The 22,474-nt window shown below is 45.8% G+C and carries 15 protein-coding genes and 2 pseudogenes; 4 read left to right on the top strand and 13 right to left on the bottom strand.

The annotated features are described in order from the left end of the window. Nucleotides 1-22: 22 nt before the first annotated feature. A complete protein-coding gene (locus AC3EMD_RS27695) occupies nt 23-793 on the bottom strand; it encodes a hypothetical protein (RefSeq protein WP_049010506.1) in 771 nt (256 codons plus the stop codon). 646 nt (nt 794-1,439) lie between these two features. On the opposite strand from AC3EMD_RS27695, the pseudogene AC3EMD_RS27690 reads away from it, so the two are divergent. Then, nucleotides 1,440-1,553: pseudogene (locus tag AC3EMD_RS27690) on the top strand (hypothetical protein); the annotation flags it as partial. Between the two features lie 38 nt (nt 1,554-1,591). On the opposite strand, the gene AC3EMD_RS27685 reads toward AC3EMD_RS27690, so the two are convergent. Further along, complete coding sequence (locus AC3EMD_RS27685; RefSeq protein WP_074422160.1) at nt 1,592-3,313, bottom strand: ATP-binding protein; 1,722 nt, start codon at nt 3,311-3,313, stop codon at nt 1,592-1,594. Nucleotides 3,314-3,315: 2 nt separating this feature from the next. Next, nucleotides 3,316-4,602 (bottom strand): SIR2 family protein, encoded by a 1,287-nt coding sequence (locus AC3EMD_RS27680; RefSeq protein WP_077259000.1) that lies wholly within the window; start codon nt 4,600-4,602, stop codon nt 3,316-3,318. A gap of 147 nt (nt 4,603-4,749) precedes the next feature. Between AC3EMD_RS27680 and AC3EMD_RS27675 the strand changes: the two genes are divergently transcribed. Beyond that, complete coding sequence (locus AC3EMD_RS27675) at nt 4,750-5,718, top strand: IS5 family transposase (protein WP_302074224.1); 969 nt, start codon at nt 4,750-4,752, stop codon at nt 5,716-5,718. 95 nt (nt 5,719-5,813) lie between these two features. On the opposite strand, the gene AC3EMD_RS27670 is transcribed toward AC3EMD_RS27675, so the two are convergent. Both AC3EMD_RS27670 and AC3EMD_RS27665 read right to left on the bottom strand, forming a co-directional pair. Next, nucleotides 5,814-7,121 (bottom strand): McrC family protein, encoded by a 1,308-nt coding sequence (locus tag AC3EMD_RS27670; RefSeq protein WP_302074223.1) that lies wholly within the window; start codon nt 7,119-7,121, stop codon nt 5,814-5,816. Beyond that, nucleotides 7,118-9,274, bottom strand: coding sequence for an AAA family ATPase (locus AC3EMD_RS27665; protein ID WP_302074222.1), 2,157 nt, complete (start codon nt 9,272-9,274; stop codon nt 7,118-7,120). Before AC3EMD_RS27665 ends, AC3EMD_RS27670 begins: the two co-directional genes overlap by 4 nt. A gap of 414 nt (nt 9,275-9,688) precedes the next feature. On the opposite strand from AC3EMD_RS27665, the gene AC3EMD_RS27660 reads away from it, so the two are divergent. Further along, the gene (locus AC3EMD_RS27660; protein WP_302074221.1) at nt 9,689-11,221 is read left to right on the top strand and encodes an IS3-like element ISKpn38 family transposase; all 1,533 of its coding nucleotides are present in this window, start codon (nt 9,689-9,691) and stop codon (nt 11,219-11,221) included. 297 nt (nt 11,222-11,518) lie between these two features. Further along, complete coding sequence (locus AC3EMD_RS27655; RefSeq protein WP_049155622.1) at nt 11,519-12,526, top strand: hypothetical protein; 1,008 nt, start codon at nt 11,519-11,521, stop codon at nt 12,524-12,526. 78 nt (nt 12,527-12,604) lie between these two features. On the opposite strand, the gene AC3EMD_RS27650 is transcribed toward AC3EMD_RS27655, so the two are convergent. From AC3EMD_RS27650 to AC3EMD_RS27615, 8 genes and pseudogenes are all read right to left on the bottom strand, one after another. Further along, on the bottom strand, nt 12,605-13,966 hold the full coding sequence (locus tag AC3EMD_RS27650) for an FRG domain-containing protein (protein ID WP_302074220.1): 1,362 nt from the start codon (nt 13,964-13,966) through the stop codon (nt 12,605-12,607). 121 nt (nt 13,967-14,087) lie between these two features. Beyond that, nucleotides 14,088-14,783: a tetratricopeptide repeat protein gene (locus AC3EMD_RS27645; RefSeq protein ID WP_302074219.1), complete on the bottom strand. Its 696-nt coding sequence runs from the start codon at nt 14,781-14,783 to the stop codon at nt 14,088-14,090. 60 nt (nt 14,784-14,843) lie between these two features. Beyond that, a pseudogene (locus AC3EMD_RS27640) lies at nt 14,844-16,190 on the bottom strand (ISNCY family transposase). A 133-nt stretch (nt 16,191-16,323) separates the two neighbouring features. Further along, on the bottom strand, nt 16,324-16,968 hold the full coding sequence (locus AC3EMD_RS27635; protein ID WP_302074218.1) for an ABC-type transport auxiliary lipoprotein family protein: 645 nt from the start codon (nt 16,966-16,968) through the stop codon (nt 16,324-16,326). Continuing rightward, entirely contained in the window at nt 16,968-17,906 is a 939-nt protein-coding gene (locus AC3EMD_RS27630) for an MlaD family protein (RefSeq protein WP_055323524.1), read from the bottom strand. Before AC3EMD_RS27630 ends, AC3EMD_RS27635 begins: the two co-directional genes overlap by 1 nt. 4 nt (nt 17,907-17,910) lie before the next feature. Continuing rightward, complete coding sequence (locus AC3EMD_RS27625; protein WP_040107888.1) at nt 17,911-18,711, bottom strand: ABC transporter ATP-binding protein; 801 nt, start codon at nt 18,709-18,711, stop codon at nt 17,911-17,913. Beyond that, a complete protein-coding gene (locus AC3EMD_RS27620) occupies nt 18,705-19,850 on the bottom strand; it encodes an MlaE family ABC transporter permease (RefSeq protein WP_302074232.1) in 1,146 nt (381 codons plus the stop codon). The genes AC3EMD_RS27625 and AC3EMD_RS27620 overlap by 7 nt, the downstream gene beginning before the upstream one ends. Before the next feature lie 795 nt (nt 19,851-20,645). Then, a complete protein-coding gene (locus AC3EMD_RS27615) occupies nt 20,646-22,442 on the bottom strand; it encodes a glycoside hydrolase family 13 protein (protein ID WP_302074217.1) in 1,797 nt (598 codons plus the stop codon). Nucleotides 22,443-22,474 lie beyond the last annotated feature (32 nt).

Here is a 22,474-nt window from a genome sequence, read left to right as displayed (position 1 = left end):
TCCTTTGATGCTCGATGTCTTACTACCACCTAATGCTATTGAGAATATCCACTATCTGAATCTGTACCTGCGGGCTTGCATTTGTTTTATAGGATGTTGTGAACATGGCGGCTTGACCGTTTACAGGTACTTGGTAAATAAACACATCCCACAATCCATTTGAATTCAAATCAGTTCGCTGATAACCGATCGAAAGTGCGTCTTTGTTGGATATTTTAGTAATGGAACAATAAGCATTTCGTGTTAAAGCCATCCCTTGCTTTGCCAAACCTTTAGCAAGGCCATCATTCATGCTTTTGCAGAGATCATCCAGTTCTGCTCTACTTACCGCTTTAAGGTCTTCGGCTTTCAGGCTCTCACCCGTGAAGGATGCCCTGAAAACTCCTTCATTTAGATTTGCATATTGGCTTGAGTTCGCTGCAATTGTAGTGTTGCTCGGCGTTTCATTCGCTGTTCCTGATTTTTTCTTTATTCCCATGATTTGATTATGAGTTAATAATGACCAACTTTCTGGTAGTTCAACACTAATGCCACTTCCAACGATATATCGATGGTAACCAGGTCTTGGTACATCATTGACAGTGTTCGATACAGTGGAAGCTGAGGACAAGGTGGGCTCTGCCTTGTCAGATACTGATGTATCTTGCTTTGTTTGTGTAGCGCTGGAATCGTGTGATTCTCTTTTAATATCATGCTCAGTCTGTATGCTATTCGCATCATTAATAATAAAAAAAAGGACTTTGATTGCGATGAATATGCCGATGAACATCAAAATTCTTTTGAGTGTTTTCATGTGTTGTGCTCGAGAGGTGACTGTTTTCATTGATGCAAATTATTAGATATGACAGAGTTTTGATTAGCAATAGGCTGACAAAAATAATCATTGTGTAGCCATCATCTTTGATGTGACATTTGTTGATAATGATTATCATTCGTGTTAAATGTAAGAGCGGAATGATTAATAGAATCGAAAGAGCCTACTGCGAACTACAGCCAATTGAACGTAATTTAATCTCCTCTCAGGCGCTGGCTCCTTGATACCTTGCATGGGCCATCTTTGCTTTCCAGCGCCGCTTATTCCCATGCCGTGGTATTAGCCTTCCGCGATGGGTTTTGCCACGGTCTAACAACCGCAATAAGTCCCGGCTCTCCTCCGGGCCATCTTGCCATGATGTTAACTGGCACGAGCGCGGCGCGTTTGGGGTTTCTCCCCCCATCAATGGGCGTTGCCGCCGCTCCCTTATTCCAATCTCTCAGAAAAATAACGATAAAGATCCTCGTTGTTCCTCAGGGGCGGTATCTCCGCCGCCCGCCTTTTTTCTGATGCAGATACAAATAAAGGAAGGTCGCCACTGGGCGACCTCTTTTGTACTCGCACGCCGTCAATTCTGACGATACGGCCCGAAAGGCCAAAGCCTACAGGCCAGCAAACCACTTCAACGTCCGAGCATTTGGAAGAGCGGAGACTGATGGTGCAGTGGTGGGCTGATTACCTTTATATAAATGCACAGGGCTATATAACGCCCTATGATTTTGGTAAAAGCCCTATTTAATTGATGTTACTTCAAACAGGGTCGTAAGACCCTGTATATCATTTTTTCCATATTTTACTGTATCCTGGAGAATCAGATTCAGGAGGATATATAGGCTTGTCTATTTGTATAGTCATGGGGATTGGGAAATCAACACCAACCAGAGCAACTTCTCCTTGCTTGAGGCTTGGTAAAAATGATGCTGCAGATTTATCAATTTCACCACAAGCTCGCTCAACAACATCTCTATCTCTATCATTCGTTAAACGATGGACTAACAAGGTTCCAATTTGACTAAGTACACCTTCTGTAATATCTCTAGGCCTTTGTGTTGTTAGGCAAATATTTAGGCCATACTTTCGACCTTCTTTTGCGATCATCTCGAAAGCATCAAGTTTAACCGCATGATCTTCTGATCCCACTCGCTTACCAAGAAAGTTATGGGCTTCGTCTACTATGACTAATAATGGATTAAGTCTGAATTTTTCTAGACGAGCTAGTGTTAAAAGCTTTCTTCCAATAACATTTGCAAGAATTTCTCTTGCATAGAATTCATAGCTTACATCACTAAGGCATAACCTGAGCACCCGTTTATTAGACAATAAAAAGGATTCTAATATTGTTCCTAATGTTTCAATTTCCTCGCCACTATTAAAAACAGATTTTAATGAGCTCGCATAAGTGACAGCTTGAATTCTTGTTAAAAGAGAAGAGCAATAGCTTAAGTCTTGAGTTGCAGCGTTTCCCCAAGAATTGTCACCATTGTCGTAACAACATTCCTGAACGATTTGCTTTATGAGTTTAGTTATATCAAAAGGTTGGGATGGATTATCAACAAGTTTTGAGTTATCTCCTGTATTCATCGCGCGGCGATAATCTGTTTTAGGTTGGTTTATTTTTTTCAAAATACCATCAGTTGCAATGGTTGGGTCTAATGATACTAATCTAAGGCTTTTTATGGCCTCTTTAAGTTTAGGTCCCTGAACCTTACCAGAGGGATCAAACATAGCAACAAAATCTGATTCAATGAAATCAGTAGGTGGTATTCTAAACTCTAAGGAGTTAATGTTTTTATTTATTGGTGAGCTTAAATGGTAATGTAAGCAGTGTTCTGATTGAAATGATCTATATTCGCTTGTTGCATCAATGATTATTGTCTTGGAATTTTCATAATTAGAGCATTCTTCTATCAGTTTAGCTGTTGTCCAGCTTTTTCCTCCTCCAGTAGCACCAAGAATGGCGCAATGTCTTCCAAAAAGTTTATCTGGCTCAACTGTGACTATACTTGTAGAACCTCCTGAAATATATCCTAAAACAATTCCGACCCGTTCTTCCTCATCACTTACGAGACCTTTATTAATTAGTTCTGGGATTAAAGATATAAAGTCCAAAGGAGCAGAGTAAACTCTATCACCTAATCGAGGGTAGGATTTTATTCCTGAATCAATACGGAAATTCGATGGATCTATTGTACCAAGTAATTGAATTACCCCTACGGCATCAACTTTATAGTTCTTATGTAACTCACCAGATATCTCTCCTCTATCACGTTCGGGTAGTTTAACTTCTATTAATCGCCCTAATACTATGGATTGTTGACCTTCAATTAATAATATTTCCCCAACTTCGCCTTTACCATATCTAGAGCCATCTAAATATGTGCCGCTAATTTCACCGGCATAATTTAGGTTAACTCTGACGGTTTGAGCGAAAATTGATGAAATAACTCCCACCTTTAGATCGTTTCTTAGAATTCCAAGTTGAAGTGTTATGTTTTTCATATTTAATCGTTAGCTCCAACTTGTTTTATGATTTTAGCTAATTGTTCGGCTGGTGTTAATGCTTTGAGATTAGGAACTAGTTTGACAAAATCAATAAATGAGGAGTTTATAAAATGTATATCATATCCTGATAATGCAAGTTCCATTAGCAATGGCCAATATTTGCTTGAGCCGTTTTCTCCATTGTTTTGTATATGGGTTGCACATTTATAATCCACAACAATTAATCGCATGCTCGGATTCGATTTAATTGCTGAATAAATTGGCTCAGAAAGGTGATCATCATTAAAACCAAACCCAGATATCACTAGACAATTATTCTTTTTTCTTAAGAAATCAAGAAGTCTTGAAAGTAACTCCAAGTGAGGTTGGATAAAAGCTTGTTGGTATTTACCTTTGGCAGGATAAATTAGACAAGCGTTTGTGGCTTCAGGTTTGTTAGATTCATAGATTTGCCCATCTTTTCTTATCCAACTAACTGAGCCGTGAAGTTTGAATAATTGGAATACACCTTCTATAAATTCGTGCTCGTTTTCATCTCTTTTCACGACATCATAGTTAAAGTACTTACCATCGAACCTACGAAGGCCTGTATAGGAAAGACCATCTACTACCATCATTCCTAATTCTGAAGCAGCTGTTTCAAAAGTTAAATCATAGTTAGTGGTAAAAACTTTAAGCCTAGGGTCTCTTACTCTTCTTCTTGCCATTTTTTGAAGTAAATTCACGTAGGCTGTAAGATCGCAATTTCCATCATCAATAAATGAACGACATTTGTCTAAAATAATCAATTTAACTTGGTTTAAAAAATTCAATACATTTTCATCATCATGGAAAGCTAAGTATGCTTCACAATTTGAAAGAAAGTGTTCAATGTTTGGGTAGTCTCGTTCTGAATATCTTACTTTATCACAAACAGTTATTGCATCTGGCTTCAATTGCCCATTTTCTAGCAATAAAGGGTTTTCCCACATTGCAAACTTCCAAAGATCCCACATGCTTGGTCCACCAACATCACCAAGTGACGTGCCGCTACCAGCGAAGAATGAGAGGTTAGGGAATTGTAATGATTTTAATAAAAATTCATTAACATATGCTTGGTTGTCTTTTAATTTTTTATTTTCTCCTTCGGATAGAGGTAATGGTTGCGGAATTGGTGTGCCTGCATCTTCTAATATTTTGTTCTGCCTGCGATCACGCCAATATATATATGATTTATAATCTAATGCTTTCCAGTCAGTACTGCCTGGTTTCAAATAAGAGAGGTATCCGTCAGGATTGGTAGCCATGATCATTATCCATTGATGTCGTCAGGAAGTTGTCCCTTCAATTTACTACACATGATGAAGAAGAAAAAGTAACCATAAATACAATATTAAAATATCTTGCGTTCAATACGTTACTGCCTTTGTTGAATAAATCGAACTTTTGCTGAGTTGAAGGATCAGATCACGCATCTTCCCGACAACGCAGACCGTTCCGTGGCAAAGCAAAAGTTCAAAATCACCAACTGGCCCACCTACAATAAAGCCCTCATCAACCGTGGCTCCATAACTTTCTGGCTGGATGATGAAGCTATTCAGGCCTGGTATGAGTCGGCAACGCCTTCATCACGGGGAAGACCTCAGCGCTATTCTGATCTCGCCATCACCACCGTTCTGGTCATTAAACGCGTGTTCAGGTTGACCCTGCGGGCTGCACAGGGTTTCATTGATTCCATTTTTACACTGATGAATGTTCCGTTGCGCTGCCCGGATTACACCAGTGTCAGCAAGCGCGCAAAGTCGGTTAATGTCAGTTTCAAAACGTTCACCCGAGGTGAAATCGCGCATCTGGTGATTGATTCCACCGGGCTGAAGGTCTTTGGTGAAGGCGAATGGAAAGTCAAAAAACACGGCAAAGAACGCCGTCGTATATGGCGAAAGTTGCATCTGGCAGTTGACAGCAAAACACATGAAATCATCTGTGCAGACCTGTCGCTGAACAATGTGACGGACTCAGAAGCCTTCCCGGGTCTTATCCGGCAGACTCACAGAAAAATCAGGGCAGCATCGGCAGACGGCGCTTACGACACCCGGCTCTGTCACGATGAACTGCGGCGTAAGAAAATCAGCGCCCTTATCCGTCCCCGAAAAGGTGCGGGTTACTGGCCCGGTGAATATGCAGACCGTAACCGTGCAGTGGCTAATCAGCGAATGACCGGGAGTAATGCGCGGTGGAAATGGACAACAGATTACAACCGTCGCTCGATAGCGGAAACGGCGATGTACCGGGTAAAAGAGCTGTTCGGGGGTTCACTGACGCTGCGTGACTACGATGGCCAGGTTGCGGAGGCTATGGCCCTGGTACGAGCGCTGAACAAAATGACGAAAGCAGGTATGCCTGAAAGCGTGCGTATTGCCTGAAAACACAACCCGCTACGGGGGAGACTTACCCGAAATCTGATTTATTCAACAAAGCCGTGCCGAGCCTCAAGGTGCACCGGTCTCGCCTTTTCACCTCACTGCGTGTTGATGCTGAGTAGGTTAATTAACTGCTCGACAATCTTGTCCTCATCGAGAACCAGATTCACACTAGCCACCTGTAATTGTTCCTTGCCTGCTAGAATCCTATAGCCTGCATTCAGAGGTTGCGTTCCCAGACCTGCATGATGTGGATAGAGAAGCATAACTTGTGGGCATTGATAAATCCGTGCATAGGCCATCATCTGGTAGACATCAGCCTGCGATATGCCATGCCTGGCATCTTCGGGATGACGACCAATACGCTTCCATTTAGTGTCTATGATCATAACAATCTGATGGTTCCGCTCGATAAGCAGATCTGGTCGGGTCTGGAAGCGTGGTTTGCCTTCTTTTACGTCCTCGATCAGACAGTATAACCTGCCTGCCTGTGCACGAACCGTCCATTCCGTACCGCGTACAGCACGCTTCGCCAGCGCCGCTATATATGCCTCGAACAGGTCGTTCATTGGGAAAAGCAGTGTAATCCCGTTCTGCGCTCGTTTATCGTGGTGTGTAGCTTGCCAGTCGCGTCGCAGGAGAAGACGTGCCAGATTGTAGAGGGCTTCCCAGCGATGATTGGTTCGGTCGATCCGTACCTGTGACCACGGCAGATGACTGAAAGGGACGTCGCTAACACCCGATAACAGGATGCGCAATTCATTCAGACGACGGAGCGTATCAGCAGCGCGGGCATAATGGTGAAGCAGAACTACACACGCCTTCATAATTCGAAGCAGGGCGGTATCAGCCGACAGTTCGTCGTAACGACAGGCGAGACGGTCGGGGCGGACGGCAAGCGTAGTGAATTGTCGTTTGATATTGAGCCTTCCGCGCAATGAGGGCAAATCGTCTTCCTGTGCCAAATAGGTGCGCGGTAATCCCCGATGTACTTCAGATAAGAGTCGCTCGGCGAACAAGCGGATGAGTATCTCAAGTAAGCTTTCAGCTTGTCTCGCCATTGTTGCAGCCTGTCCATTGCCGAGTTTAAGGCCGAGGGCGACATCAAGCATACGTATCAGGCGATTGCGTATTGTGGCGTCCGGTTCTATCGTCTCGTCGTCGAATTTGGGCAGGATCTCAAGACTACATCCCGGAGCGGCAATGACCCCAACCATTTGCCCGGCAATAATTTTGCTATGGCGATCGATTAAGATATTAGTACCGTGCTGATTTGCCAGCGGATGCTCGCGCGCCGCCGTAAGCAGCGCGTTAGCCTGAGGGCGGGTAAAAGCATGAGGAGCGTTTATGCTGCTTTCAGTGTTCACACAAACACCACCCCATTCGCGAACCGTGAGGTGCGTCATTCTTTCGATTCACCAGCCACCTCAAGATCGGTGACATTTAACGTTCTGGTTTTGCCTATCAGTCGATCAAAGGCGTCATTTATGAACGGTGCACGTACCGACCAGCTTGATAATGGTTCCCCCTCTATTCCGGGTGGCGGTAAAATCTGCGCTTCCTGCATAAAACCATCGCCCAGCACTGCCGCGATTCGGCTCCAGTCCTCGAAGAAATACTCTTGTAACAGCGGTATGACCTTATTGCGCACTGCATCTTCAACTTGTGCCCTGGATTCACAATTGATAAAGAAGGCGTGTCCAATGCGATATTCCCGACCTATAAGATATTCAATACGCTGGTTGATGGTGGTAAGAACGGCTTTGAGATCGATCCCCTCTACTTCACTTAGCAGGGTCGCGTCGGGAGCCATTTCCCGGAAGTTGAATCGCCGCCTTAATGCTGTGTCGAGCAATGCGATGGATCGATCGGCGGTATTCATGGTGCCTATGATATGAAGGTTGGCGGGGATGCCAAAATCTTTCTTTTTCGAATAAGGCAGAGTTACGGTGAGTGCATCAGGCATTCCAAGACGTTTATCCGGCTCAATTAACGTAATCAGTTCACCGAACACTTTCGAGATATTTGCCCGGTTGATCTCATCAATAATGAGGACGAATTGTTCTGGTTGTCCTTTAACATCGGAACTATTATCCAGGTTCTCTGTACTCGAGAGCAGTCTGCCTAGCGCCGGGATATTCACACGACTGGTGGCAATGGAATAGAGCGTCCGCATGGTGAAGTTACCATCGATAATTGTATCGAGTGGCAGTGGTTCATCAAGGGTCAGTAGCCAGCGAACTGGGCGGCGGTGGGCATAGTAACCTTCGGCTTCAGGAACGAAATAGTAATCACCAGTTATTTCAGCGATAGCGCGAAACGCAGTGTTCCCGTAAGGGACAATCACGATATCACCAGGCTTCATTTCGCAACGGAAGGGATAGGTTTGCGTCCAGTTACTAGGCGTCAGATTCCCTGGATTTTGCTTGATCCATTCATCATGAATCGCGTTGAACGATGAGAATCTATCCGCGCTCCAGTCTATGGTCCCACCCCACCCCAGAGCGATATACCCATTGTCGCGGGCATCTTCATACACATCGTCTTCGGTGCCAATTGTCCCTTGCCCCATTTTCCAGAAGCGTTTCTGGGATAGTTGCAGTGCCGAGGCATCTGTCTGTGCACGGGGTTGTGTTCTGGCCTGATCGGCAAGGGCACAAATTTCTCTGAAGAGCCCCGGCGTAGGCATGAGTCTGAATCCAGCAGACGAAGACTCATCTTCACCGATTTCTGGACGAAGGCCCTCAACGAAGGTTTCGTAGTCATAGCTCTGGTGGAATGTGACGAAAGAGATTCTCTTTTCTGCCATCAGTTCGTTATAGCGCGCCATCAGGGCCGCACGCCCATCTTTTGAGTTCGGATAGGCATCTTTGCCATCGCAGAGCGCTACGGCTTCCCTCGCCGTGTGATAGGTCTTTCCGGTACCTGGAGGACCGTAAAAAATAAGGTTAGTCGGAGTTGGTTTAGTCTGGGCCACCAGTTCGCTTCCTTCCGTAAGGATGAACGTATATTTCCGGGTTGTGCTCTTTTTAGGCCCTTCCGTCACCGGAGGGGGAACATCCGCTAGTTCCTGAAATTTTTGACCATCAAGAGCCTGACAGATGTTCGGCCATCCCTTGTCGAGACCCATTTCAGTATTCAGAGGACCAACTACCAGGGTGACACTTGCGTCACCTCGCTCTCTGGCTGGGGTGATGTAGTTTTCAAGGACATAATCCCGAATTTCGTCGGCCTGAGAGTCATCACCGCTCAGAAAACGTCCATATTGTCCGAGCCAGCTATTCCAGTTGGACAATCGGTTAAGCGGTTGCTCTGATTCAGGCATTAGTAACCGATAGTCATTGCCGTTGTCTTTGGCATCACGGCGAATCTCTTTGATCCGCTGCCGCAATTGCGCAAATCCATCCGCCTGGTAGGCTGCATCCAGATCTGCATGAGGAGAACCAAGTGCTGCGAGATTTTTTTCTATAGTTTTGACAGCATAAATACGGGAATTGAGGCCTGCTTGCGTTTTGGCGCCTCTGCTCTTCAACCATTCCTGAAATTCAACTTCGAGCATTTCCGATGCACTCTCATTTTCGTTAACTTACTGATAGCTATCATTGTGGATGATGGAAGGGGCAGTACTGCAACTCTTCGCTACAGATTGCCAATACTATTAATCTTCCTTGCTGATTGTCTCGCTTGCGGGGCGAAGGGTTTGACCAACCTGACATAGCAGACAGGCATCATCCTCGAATGTCATGGTCCCTCAGGAGTGCAGCCCAAGCGCTGTGTCGCTTACCGTAAACATAGCACTATGGATGCCTCGGTCAAGGTATGTTTTTCCATAATTTATTGATAAGAAACAATAATAGTTATTATGTAATGATTTGAACCTTTATGAGCCTTTTAATAAATCGTCATGACCAAAACTATGTAGCAGCTGAAGGTGGAAGTGTGGACAAATTCCTGGACCTTCAGGAGTTAATTTATGCATTCATACGAGGACCGGATTCGGGCCGTCGAACTCTATTACCGGTACGGAAAGAAAGCCTCCGTTGTCGTCATGGAGCTGGGATATCCTTCCACAAAACAGCTGGGCCGTTGGGTTCGGGTTTATGAAGAGAAGGGCGATTTACCCAGGGAATTAAAGCCAAGAGAACGCTATTCACGTACACAGAAAATTGCTGCTGTTGAGCATTATCTTCCTCACGGTGGTTGCCTGTCGTACACTCGCCGAGCCATCGGCTACCCCAGTAACGAAATTCTAAAGCGCTGGATTGAAGAGTTTTACCCAAATGCGCGTCCCCTGGTCATTCGCTCAGGCACAAGCAAATGCTTCAGCCCGGAAGAGAGGTCTCAGGCCGTCCGGGAGCTCTGTAACCGACGTGGAACCGCGCGTAAAGTTGCACAAAGCATAGGCGTCAGCGTCCCGGTCCTGTACAAATGGAAGAAAGACCTTATCAGTGACGAGGCTTATCAATCCATGCGCAAACGAAAGGCAGCCCCTCAGGATAAAAATCAGGATGCTTTACTCGGTGAAATCCAGCGTCTCAGGAAGCAGGTTCATCAGCTGCAGCTCGAACGTGACATACTGACAAAGGCGAATGAACTGATAAAAAAAGATCTGGGCATCAGCTTTCTGAAACTGAAAAACAGGGAGAAAACCCTGATAGTTGATGCCCTTAAGAAAAAGTACCCCGTTGCTGAGTTGCTAAGCGTTCTGCAACTTGCCCGCACCTGTTATTTTTACCACAAAGCCAGCAAACGTCTGTACGATAAGTATGCGGAAATACGCGTGATCATGGCCGATATCTTTGAGGAGAATTACCGCTGTTACGGCTACCGGCGCCTTCACGCGATGCTTCGCAGTAACAACAGGGTTATTTCTGAAAAGGTTGTCCGCAGAGTGATGGCAGAAGAGCAGCTCGTTGTTAAGCGCACCAGGCGACGACGATTTAACTCTTACTGTGGCGAAATCGGTCCGGCACCGGAAAATTTACTCGCCCGGGATTTTAGTTCCTGCAGGCCAAATGAGAAGTGGCTGACCGATATTACGGAGTTCCAGCTTCCGGCTGGAAAAGTCTATCTGTCGCCGGTTATCGACTGCTTTGATGGCCAGGTTGTAAGCTGGTCGATAGGAACACGCCCGGACGCGACGCTGGTGAATACGATGCTCGATGACGCACTCGATACGCTCAACGAACATGATAAACCGGTGATACACAGCGATCGTGGTGGCCATTACCGGTGGCCGGGCTGGCTCGAGCGTATCAACACCTCCGGACTTATAAGGTCCATGTCGCGCAAAGGATGCTCGTCGGATAATGCTGCGTGTGAAGGCTTCTTCGGGCGTATCAAAAACGAAATGTTCTATGGCAGAGACTGGGCGGGTATCACGCTGGAAAAATTTATCTGCTTCCTGGACAGGTACATACGCTGGTATAACGAGAAACGTATCAAGCTATCATTAGGTGCAATGAGTCCTGTGAAGTACCGGCAGCATCTTGGGATCACAACATAACAGTCCAGGAAAACATCCGCAGCCCCAGCACGGACATTACAACTTTTTTGTTACAGCATTTGTCAATGCAGTTTTAAAGTGTCACCTCTTTGTGCAAAATAGAAAGGGCACTTTTGGCCTATGTTATCGTCATGAAGCACAGTAGAGTTACTTCTGCATCGACAAAAACTTTATCCACATGATATTGAACCAGTTGCATCTCTGGAGTCTGGTCAAACTTTCTTTTTAAATGTATTAACAATTTTTTTCATGAAATTGACTATTAGAAAATAGAAAAATTACTGATTCGGAGGGATTATGAATAAATCATTAGATGAACTAATTGTTAAATTAACTGGTTATCTTGGCGCTCTAAGGGAACAAAAACCCAACAATGAAAGCATTGGTAAATTCCCGAGTAAAAGAAATCTATTATCCAATAATGAAGCACACATAAAAATCATTATTGAACAAGGAGAAAGATTGTTAAGCCTTAATAAGGAGAACGAACTATTTGGTTTAAAATTCCACCAAAATGATAAAGCAGTTTTAATGGAGAATTTCGCGGCAGACCTTGAGCAATTTGCTACAACAAAAGGGTTTTATTTAGGTGGAAAGCACGTACTCTCGTACGGTCAATCTAGGATTGCAGAGCACGCCTTTTTCCACTTGGCCGCTTCGCCACTCCTACCCAACACTTACGCAACAATAGAGCAGCATGCAGGTCAGGTTTTTAGCGTTTATTCTATTCCGTTCAAAATAAGAGTGGCGCTTGAAAATAAAATAAAAAGCATTATCGGATTTAGAAGTTTAAATATAATTAAAAAGAATGGAAGGAATGATGAATCTTATGAGTTGCCTTTTACGCACATCCTCAATGAGTTAAAACACACAAAATGTCTAGACTTGCCATGTTCTTTAGATGATATAAAAAACATATATCAATGGAGTTGTAACTTTTGTCATACCGGAGAAAAAGAACCATTATGGCTTTCAATGAAAGCATTGGAGATGATTTCACCACTATTTATCTTTAAATATCAAAAAATACATGAAATTGATATTGCAGATCTGTGGCATAGATATGTTTTATCGGAGGAGTATATTACATCGAAGCTAATTGATTATAAAGGCCTTGCTCACCCAGTGTATTACTTCAAGAAAGGGTGGTCGATCCAGAAATTACAAAAGCATCTAAATAACCCTAAAGATTCGAAAAGGAAGTATAGTAGAAAAGATGCAACTGAAATTACCTTTAACCTATCTGAAACAGAACTTTGTGAGGTTTCATGCTATTGGTGTTCTAGGACAAAGGAGCACTATTGAACTTTAAAAACCTATATAAATGAAATTTCAAAGTACCTCTTTTACTTGTAAGGTATAAGTGGCACTTTTCAATGCTTCTCAATCTCCTGCGGAAAATTTGGCCGCAATTAGTTTCATTGTCCTTTCCATACCCTGATAGACAGTCGCATCTGTAATATTTAGCCTTGCGAGTTCCTTCATTATTCTAGCTTTGTTTCTGATCACTATTTTTTCTACTTTAAACTCTTGCATAGAATCATCAGGATTTGATACTAAATCTGGATAAACAGCATTATTTCCGAATAATAAGAATGCACCTGACTGTGATGATATTCTTTCATTATTATTTCGTCCTTTAACGAAAATTAACCTTTCCAAATCTGTTGGTAAAATTACATCTTTAAAATAAGGCTTTTCATCCTTAATATAATGTATGAGTTTTTGACAAGCTTCAATTTTATTGAAAGTCTCCTTGTCCATATTGCAATCCAGCTGATCTTTCAAGGTTTGGCTTAGCATTGATATGTTTGAGATGCAACTTACTGTATCAGAATCAAAAAATTTTATACGTTCCCTTTTGGTTTTGAAAATAATCACATGTCCATCAATCTCATTTGTTAGTTCATTATTACTAATGTCACAGCAAGCGAAATACAGAGCGATTAATGGATTTGATGTTATATCCAACAAACGAGTTGGCAATCCGTAATGTTGCATCCTTACTAACTTATCTAGCATTGTTTTATCATCAACAAACTCAGCTGGCCTTGCTGTTAAGGCTTCACGGACTAAGCTTGATTCATTGTGTAAATGCTTAAAGTTACCTTTTTTGTTTTTCCTGAAAACAGATGGGGCTAACTCATAAGATACGTCAGAATGTCCACGATAAAAGATCTCTTCATCTTCTTTATGTTCTTGCTCTAAAACACACGCCATGAAACTTTGAATATTATCAATTATTGGGTAATTATCGGTCTCATCGGGAAGTGCTTCGGCAGGAGGGAGTGGGGTGCTTCTTGTTGTTATATTTAGAAGGGCTAGTGTTTGATTTAAATCGCTAGACTTTATTCCCCAGTGAGTACGTTTCAATCCATATGAACCTAATTCTAAAACTTTTTGATATAACTCTTTGTCTATTACAACCACATCATCTTGTGAATGAGTGATTTGAAAATCAAACTCAACGTTTTTGTTAACTGTTCGTAGGTTTGATATAACACCAAGCCGAAGAGTAATGTACTCAACATTACTTCTGGAATAAAGCTCTGACATGAATAACGTAGGTAATTTCTCAATATAAGATAGTGCCTTGTCATTCAAGGGGCTTAACTTCAGTCGGATGTCCTCAGAGGTGCCTTCTAACATACGTGAAATTGGGAAGTCACAACTACCATTAACCTTTTCATACATGGGCCAATGTTCAAAATAGTCAGGTTCTCCGCCCATAATTAGATTAAACATTAAAAATAAATCCTTATATTAAATTAGATGAGTGTTTGACAATCCATTCTATTGCAGTAGGTGTTCTCATCCATGACTTAATATTATGATTCACTTAATCAATGGCTTCATCCAATTAACCTTATGTAATATATCCACTGTTGGACTTCGGTTGCATACGGCATTTTGATAACAAGCCGGGGATGTGGCTGTTAGAATCAATCGCAGTTCTGGCGATATCATCGGCATCAGGGGATGACTGTCTGTAGGCGAGGAGGGCGCGTGTATACTGAAGATACGGGCGCACATCTTCTGAATAATCATCCAGTAGTAAGGTCAGATCATCCACCATTTCGAGTTCAAGATAATAGTTCGCTAATAAATGGCGAATCCCCTGGTTGTCGTTCGGGTTGAGCTTGAGCATTTCGCGGCAATGAGCCATGGCAGGGTAGAAATTACCTGACTCCCATAAAGCATCAGCCAAAGCTGCTTTTGCTCTCATATATGGACGCGTTTCGACAAATCCCCAGAAATTGCCCGCAAATTCCTGAAAATCCTCGCCAAGAGCAATACTGGCTGCGTACAAAGCCGTTTCCAGATTCCCGATTTTTGACTCAGGAGGTTCTTGAGATATCTCGCAGTAGAATGAGTATGCGTCAGCACAGAGCGGGGATTTCTTGATAGCTTTTCTGATGAGTTTCATCACAACGTCCAGGTCATCAGTTTCCCAGGCATCGAACATAAATTCCTGAGCCGCAGCCAGATCCAGCTGTAATTGCTCAGAACTGACGGCATTTTTATATAAATCAACGCGCTTTTTAGTCGGGAATTTAATCATCTCGAGTATCCTTTTGGGAGCTCACGGTTACCTGGTACTTCGCAGTACTGATGGTCGATTCTACCGCTTTGAACTTGCCACAAACAAGCTCGGGTCTGCAAGAACGGGATTGATAGCCCTGAGCTGTTCCTGGACGCGCATCTGAGCCTTACGGCTGAGCGATTTTTTGCTTCGTTGCCGTTTGCCTTCGCTTTCCCGCTCATCCTGTTTTACCTGTGCCAGTCTGAGTACTGTCCCGAGCCGTTTGTTATCAACAATCTGCCCTTGGTCGACACAGGCCAGTTTATCGAATGCCTGGCACTCAAGGCTCCGGTGTCCGTAGTGGAAGGCGAGGGTGCCATCGGGATAATCCAGCACTTTAATTTTCTCACAGGCAAGACGGCTATTTTCTTCTGTCGTGTCAATGAGATAAAGGATCTTATCGTACTGGAAGGTCAGTGATTTCGACACGGTACGAACATCATGCCAGGCAAAGATGTCTCTTAATTCATCGGGGCTTTCCTGCACCGGACGATGCAAATCTTTCGGGAACCTTGCTGGTCGTGAAAACCGACGGTTAAAGTCAGCGATGAAAGTGGCAAGCCAGGCATTCGCGGCTTCAATGCCGGTAATGCCTTCCAGACGCATTTCTTTGATCAGCCGATCCTGAAGTGTCTGATTCGCACGTTCCACGCGGCCTTTAGCTTCAGAGCTGTTGGCGCAAATAAGCTCGATTGCCAGGCCATAGAGGACACGTCCAAACTGGGTAACGGTGGTATTGCGGTTCTCCGGACCACTGACGCGAAATATTGCGTGTTTATCACTGTACAGCGATACCGGCTTCCCATGCTGCTCAATGTATTCCCGGGTTGCCAGCATGTAGTCAAAGGCTGTTTCTGATTCGCTGAACCGCAGATGCATCAGACGGCCGGTGGCATCATCGATAAAGACCAGAAGGCAGCATTTTGGCGCACGGCCTTCAAACCAGTCATGGTGGGAGCCGTCGATCTGGATAAGTTCAACCAGGCAATCACGCCGATGTCGGGGTTGATAAACCCGTGACTTGCGACGAGCATGCGGAACCCAGAGTCCGTCGGACGTCATCCAGTTGCGGACGGTCTCGATAGAAAGCCGGATATCATGGCGCTCTCTGAGTTTTTCAGCGGCCAGCGTGGGTCCAAAATCGCTGTAGTTCTCACGTATCAGTTTGAGCACGCGTAGTTTGAGAGATTCGGTCAACCTGCGGTTGCTGGGCTGGCCACGCTTGCGGCTGACAAGACCTTCAGCACCAGAAACCCGGTAACGATTGATAAGCCGTTGTGCCTGACGTTATGAAATGCCAAGCTGTGATGCAGCATCGCGACGGCGTAGACGCTTTTCACAAACTGCCTGTATCACTGGCAAGCGATGAATCTCTTTATCTGACATGGTCACCAACATGCGTTGAGTCCCTTAGAAGTGCATTCAGTTTAGCTTACTCTAAGGTGACATTTCTATCTGGATAAAAAGTGACATTACTAAATGGTTCTAACAGCATTGGTGCGCTTAATGCGTTTTATGTTCAAGGTGACCTCATCGCGCTGGAGTTTCCCAGCCAGCGAAGTATATCTGCGGCAAGCCTGTCGCTGGCCAGGCCAAAGGCCTCGACGACCTGGCTCATCGAACTACCGCTTATGGGTTGATGTATCACGAAACGCTGGCTGGCTATCACGCGACGGTCGGATGTTTGCACCAGACGCGCGTCAAACTGAATCAGCACTTCGTCTTTTTTATCGCTATAGACCCCCTGGAATGAGGATAAATCCCCCCCGAGTTCAAAATCGGCCTGCAAATTATCTTCATCACTACTGACAGAAATGAAACGGCCATCCGTGCGCAATTCCTGTGTCAAACGATTACGAAACAATACAGGCACCGAATCACTCCAGCGCGACCCGCTGTAGACTGTTATCTCTGCACCCTGAGGCTGAACCGCAATACGTGAACTGTTGATAAACTGGCTGGTACTGGGCTGCATAACACGCAGCGATCGGTTTATGGTTGGACCGCTGGCAGGCACTCCCGGCTGGGCTGGCAATAACCAAACCTGCGAAACAGGTCTTTGCGGCAACACCGTGCATGCGGCCAACGGCAGACATACCAGCACAATCAGCAGCCTTAGATTCTTGCGAGGTAAACAGGAAAACCCAAGAGTAAAAACGGCCATTATGGTGTAAACTCCTTCATACGTTCCGGCCCTCTTAAAAGGGCCGCTGGGTTTGCTTCCAGGCTATTGATCGCTCCGCGTAAAGTGGCCAGGGTTTTGCGTAATTCAGCTAAGGCTGGCCCCAGTTCGTTAAATCCCTGAATGCCGTTGTTAAGTGAATGCTGATTATCGATGACGATCTGATTTAACAGACTGGTCGTCTTTTGCAATAGTGCCAGGGTATTGGCCGCATTATTAACCAAATCTTTCCCCTTACCGTCCAGCAGCAAGTTTGCATTGCGCATCAGACGGTTGGTTTGCGCCAGCGTCTCGTTACTTTGTTTCGTCACTATCGCCAGTTGCTGCAGGATGGTACTGATATCTTCACGCTGATCGGCCACGGTACCAGTAATTTTTTCCAGGTTGTCTAACGTTTTGACTATTCGCTGCTGATTTTCCGTAGTGAGTATCTGATTTAAGCGTAACAGGACCTCATTAACGTTGGTCATTACATCTTCGCCATTAGTAAGCAACTGGTTCAGCGGAGAAGGGGTTGCAATGATCACAGGGATCCTATCATTTTCTCCCTCCAGCACCGGGCTGGTTTCACTTCCACCGCTAAGCTGAATAATTGATGTCCCGGTAATACCTGCCATAGCCAGCCGTGCCTTGGTATCCTGGCGAACAGGCGTAGAGGCCTCAACTCTGATCCGGGCCCAAACTTTACCGGGGTTATCCCTGTCCAGGCGAAGCTGAACCACCTCACCAACCCGGATCCCGCTAAAATTAACTGTACTTCCCTGGGAAAGGCCGCTCACCGCCTCGCTAAATACGATGTCGTACGTGTGGAACTGGCGATCTCTGTCAGATTTGCTCAGCCACAGGCTAAACAATAGCACTGCAGTGAAAATGATGAGAGTGAACAATCCAATGAGAACATGGTGAGCGCGAGTTTCCATTTTTTTATTGCCCCTCTTGTAACGTCGCCTGAGTCTGCTGTGCTGCTCGCCCGCGTGGGCCGTGGAAATATTCCTGAATCCAGGGATCTGGCGTTGCTGCCACCACGTCCAGTGAATCCACGACTAAAACTTTTTTTTGCGAAAGCACCGCTACCCTGTCGCAAATTGTATAAAGGGTATCCAGATCGTGTGTAACTAAGAATACAGTTAACCCAAGCGCATTGCGCAGCGTGGCAATGAGGTTATCAAACGCGGCGGCACCTATAGGGTCGAGACCAGCGGTTGGCTCATCAAGGAACAGGATTTCCGGATCCAAAGCCAGCGCTCTGGCCAGTGCAGCGCGTTTCACCATGCCACCTGAAAGTGACGAGGGATATTTATCTCCGGCGCTGCCGGGCAAACCAGCCAGTGCGAGTTTAACCTGCGCCAGCTGCTCGGCGTCGCGGCGAGGAAGCCCAGCAAACTCAATTAGCGGCAGAGCCACGTTCTCCGTGACTGTCAGCGAGCTGAACAATGCCCCTCGCTGAAACAGGACGCCAAAACGCCTTTCTAGCACGGAGCGGCGCACGCCACTGAGTTCGGTGATATTTTCACCAAATACCTCAATTCGTCCGTCCGTCGGGTGACGAAGACCGACGATGCTACGCAGGAGCACTGACTTTCCGGTACCCGACCCGCCCACTACACCCAGTATTTCGCCACGACACACATCGAGGTCGAGATCGACGTGTACACACTGCGGACCGAAGCAGTTACGCAGTTTACGAATGCGAATTATGGCGTCCTGACTCATGTCTTTTACCATCCCATCTCCATGAAAAACAGTGCCGCAACCGCATCCAGCAGGATCACTACGAATATTGAATGTACAACGCTTGCGGTGGTATGTTCTCCCACCGATTCAGCACTTCCGCTGACCTTAAATCCTTCGAGACAACCGATGATGGCAATCAGGAAAGCAAACACCGGAGCTTTAATCATTCCCACCCAAAAATGCTCAAAGCCGACGTTGTTCTGCATTATGGTTAAAAACATTGTTGGGGATATATCCAGTGTTAAAGCACATACAACAATACCACCCAAAATCCCGCAGATCATACCGATGAAGGTCATCATTGGCAGCGCCACAAGCAGCGCCATCACGCGTGGAAGCACCAGCAGTTCAACCGGATTTAGCCCCATTGTCTGGATAGCATCAATTTCTTCATTAGCCTTCATCAGGCCAATCTGTGCAGTGAAGGCACTGGCAGTTCGCCCGGCCATCAGTATTGCCGCCAGCAGCACGGCAAATTCGCGCAGGAATGAAAACGCCACCAGTTGAACGGTAAATATACTGGCGCCGAAAGTGGACAGTACCGTTGATCCCAGGAATGCAATTACCGCGCCGACCATAAAGGTCAGCAACGCAATGATAGGCACGGCATTCAGGCCAATTTGCTGCAGATTAGCGACCAGAGAAGTCACCCGCCAGTGAGCAGGACGCAACAGGGTGGCAAAAAGTACCTCCATCGTCAGCCCGATAAACCCGATGAGGGCAACAAGATTCTGCCAGAAGCTTTCTACCGACTTACCGATGTTCGCCAATAGCTCGGTCACAATCCCCGGCTGATGCTGCGCAGGAGGGGTGACGTAATTCTGTAGTGCCGATCTGACTGTTTGCAGCAGGACACGACGCTCTAAGGGAAGCGTTGGTGCAATACGTTCGAGCTCAAGCACATTTTTTTCACCAATAAGCTTAACCAGCAGCGTGGCGCCCGCGGTATCAAGTGCCCCTAACTGGCTCAGATCGAAAATGGCGTTCGAAAGGAGTTGAGGCTGTAACGCGCTGACGGCAGGCTCCAGATAAGCATAATGCGCTAGCACCCAGTCACCGGAGGCAGCGATACGGGGAGGATTTACCGTTTGATCAATGTTGAGCAGTCTAGCGAGCGTCTGTTCAGTCATCATGAGGGCCTGTAATTACTCAATCTGTTCACGTGGCCTGAAGGCAAACCACTAAAAGATGTCATTACCTCAAAACATGTTGCCAGGTTGCAACACTGAACCCGCAGCATCCTTTTGAAAGTCGATATCATAATAGGCGCCAGTAGTACGCCTAATGCCTGGTAATCAGGGCGCCTTTAGAGAATTTTATCAGTAAAAACAGATGCCTGCCCGGAAAATCAATCACACTAGGTAATGAATATTTACACTTCGCATAGTACGGTAAGCATAGCAGCAACGCGTAGTGTTGCTGCGCCAGCGTTGAACCGTTTCAACTTTCCAGGCGATCGATATCACACCTTTTTTTGGCCTGGCTCATATACACGACCACTACCCTTTCTCCTGATGGCTGAAGCCGCCCGGAAATGGATGAGGCCGGATGTGATCAGTAAAGTGGCAAAAGAGATCGCCAGATGCTGTGCTTATTTCCCGGCCCTAAAGGGCGAGGCTTCAGGCGCATCAACGGCAATGTGAAGAATCAGGAATCGGAGCTCATCTCGCCTGTTGGTTGATAAGATGACGGTGGCTGGTTCATGTTCTTTAACGCTAATTTATACATACCCCCCATCTTTCAGGGGGATGCTAACTGGGCGCTGTTGCTCGAGGCTGCCTGAGAAGGCTTCTGACCTGACAATGCCTGCCATGAGACAGGCACTTACGAAGTCACAGGAGAGCACAACTATCGCTGAGCACAGCAGTGCTAAAGACCTGGAAAACTCTATTGTCTGGGGAACTTGTCATCAATCCCCCAGGTGATTACCGCAGCTTATACACACCTGCCTGCCAGGGGCTCAATGACAGGGATGTGCTGTGCGGCGCAGCCGCCTGCTGCTGAGTATCAATGACCACTTCCTCGATGGCATCATTAGCCGGGAGGGTATAGCGGACCGGGTACTCCTTAAAGTTCACCACGACCAGATAACGCTCGTTACCCAGCGTTCGGGTATAGGCATAAACGGTATTGTCCTGTGGATTAAGATCCTGATAGGCGCCATATACCAGAGCAGGGATATGGTGGCGTAGATGAATCATTTTTTTATAGTAATTCAGCACTGAATCTTCGCGGGTTTGTTCGCGTTCGGCGTTGATCTCCACATAGTTTGGGTTGATGTGAAACCAGGGCTTTCCGTGAGTAAAACCGGCATTCAGGCTGTCATCCCACTGGAAAGGTGTTCTGCTGTTATCGCGGCTCGTTAGACGCACGTTATCGAGAAACTCGGTGGCCGTGACTTTTCCACTCTGAACATAATCCTGCCAGAAGCCTTTAACTTCGATGTCGTCAAATTCGTTGAGTTGTCTGAAGGGATAATTAGTCATTCCCAGCTCTGAGCCCTGATAAATAAACGGCGTTGCCCGCTGGGTGAGGGTGATCGTCGCCAGTGCCTTAGCCGAAGCTTCCCGCCATTGCGGCCTGTCATCCCCGAAATGGGATACCGCACGGGGGTTGTCATGGTTATCCAGGAAGAACGTGTTCCAGCCATACTTTCCGACCGTGACATCCATTTTGCTGATGATCTGGCGGAACTGAGAGAGCGACCACGGCTTGTGACGCCAGCGCTCATTGCTGTCACGATCGAGACGAATGAGGTCAAACATAAACGCCATATTCAGCTCATGCCGGCGGCGATCAAAAAACTGGGAAGAACGATCCAGCGGGACGCCAAAAATTTCACCCGCGGTGGCCACATCATACCGGGACAGTACCTCCCGGTTCATTTCCTGAATGTATCGATGAATATTAGGGCCCATGGTGTATTGTTCAGCAAAATTTTTCTGTTGTTCAGGTGTCAGATTGGGAAATCCGGGAATTTTTGAGTAGGTTGCCACCGTATCAAATCGCATGCCTGATACGCCTTTATCCAGCCAGAAGCGGAGCATTGCGTAAAGATCCTCGCGTACTTTCGGGTTATCCCAGTTGAGATCAGGCTGCTGCCTGGCAAAATAGTGTAAATAGTACTGTCCCGACTTCACGTCTTTTTGCCATGCCGAACCGCCGAAAAATGAGGAGTAATTATTAGGTGGCTGATTATCTTTTCCGTCACGCCAGAAATAATAGTTACGATAAGGACTATTTTTATCGCTTTTACTTTGAATAAACCACGGGTGTTGATCACTGGTATGGTTAATGACCACGTCGATCATTAAGCGCATATTTCGTTTTTTCATTTCGGCAACAAGATTATCAAAATCCTCCATTGTGCCATACTCTTTCATTATCTGACGGTAATTACTGATATCATAGCCGTTATCGGTGTTCGGAGAGTCGTAATGGGGATTGATCCAGATAGCGTCAATACCGAGCGATTTCAGATAGTCCAGCTTTTCAATAATACCGCGAATATCGCCAATGCCATCATCATTGGTGTCTTTAAATGAGCGAGGATAGATCTGATAAAAAACAGCTTCTTTCCACCATGCAGGATATTCACTTTCCTTTTGAACGTGAATATCCTGATTCAAGGATGGTGCAGCACTGACAGTCGGGCAGGCCAGACTTATTATCAAAGATGACAGCGCGACAGCCACCCCGGTACGTAGCGTAACAAAAGACATAATAATTTCCTTGCAAAGTCAGTTGTGAATGA

This window comes from Klebsiella sp. PK18, from assembly GCF_057784655.1.
The sequence above is the reverse complement of the archived record's forward strand: the minus strand, read 5'-3'. Positions and strand labels throughout refer to the sequence as shown.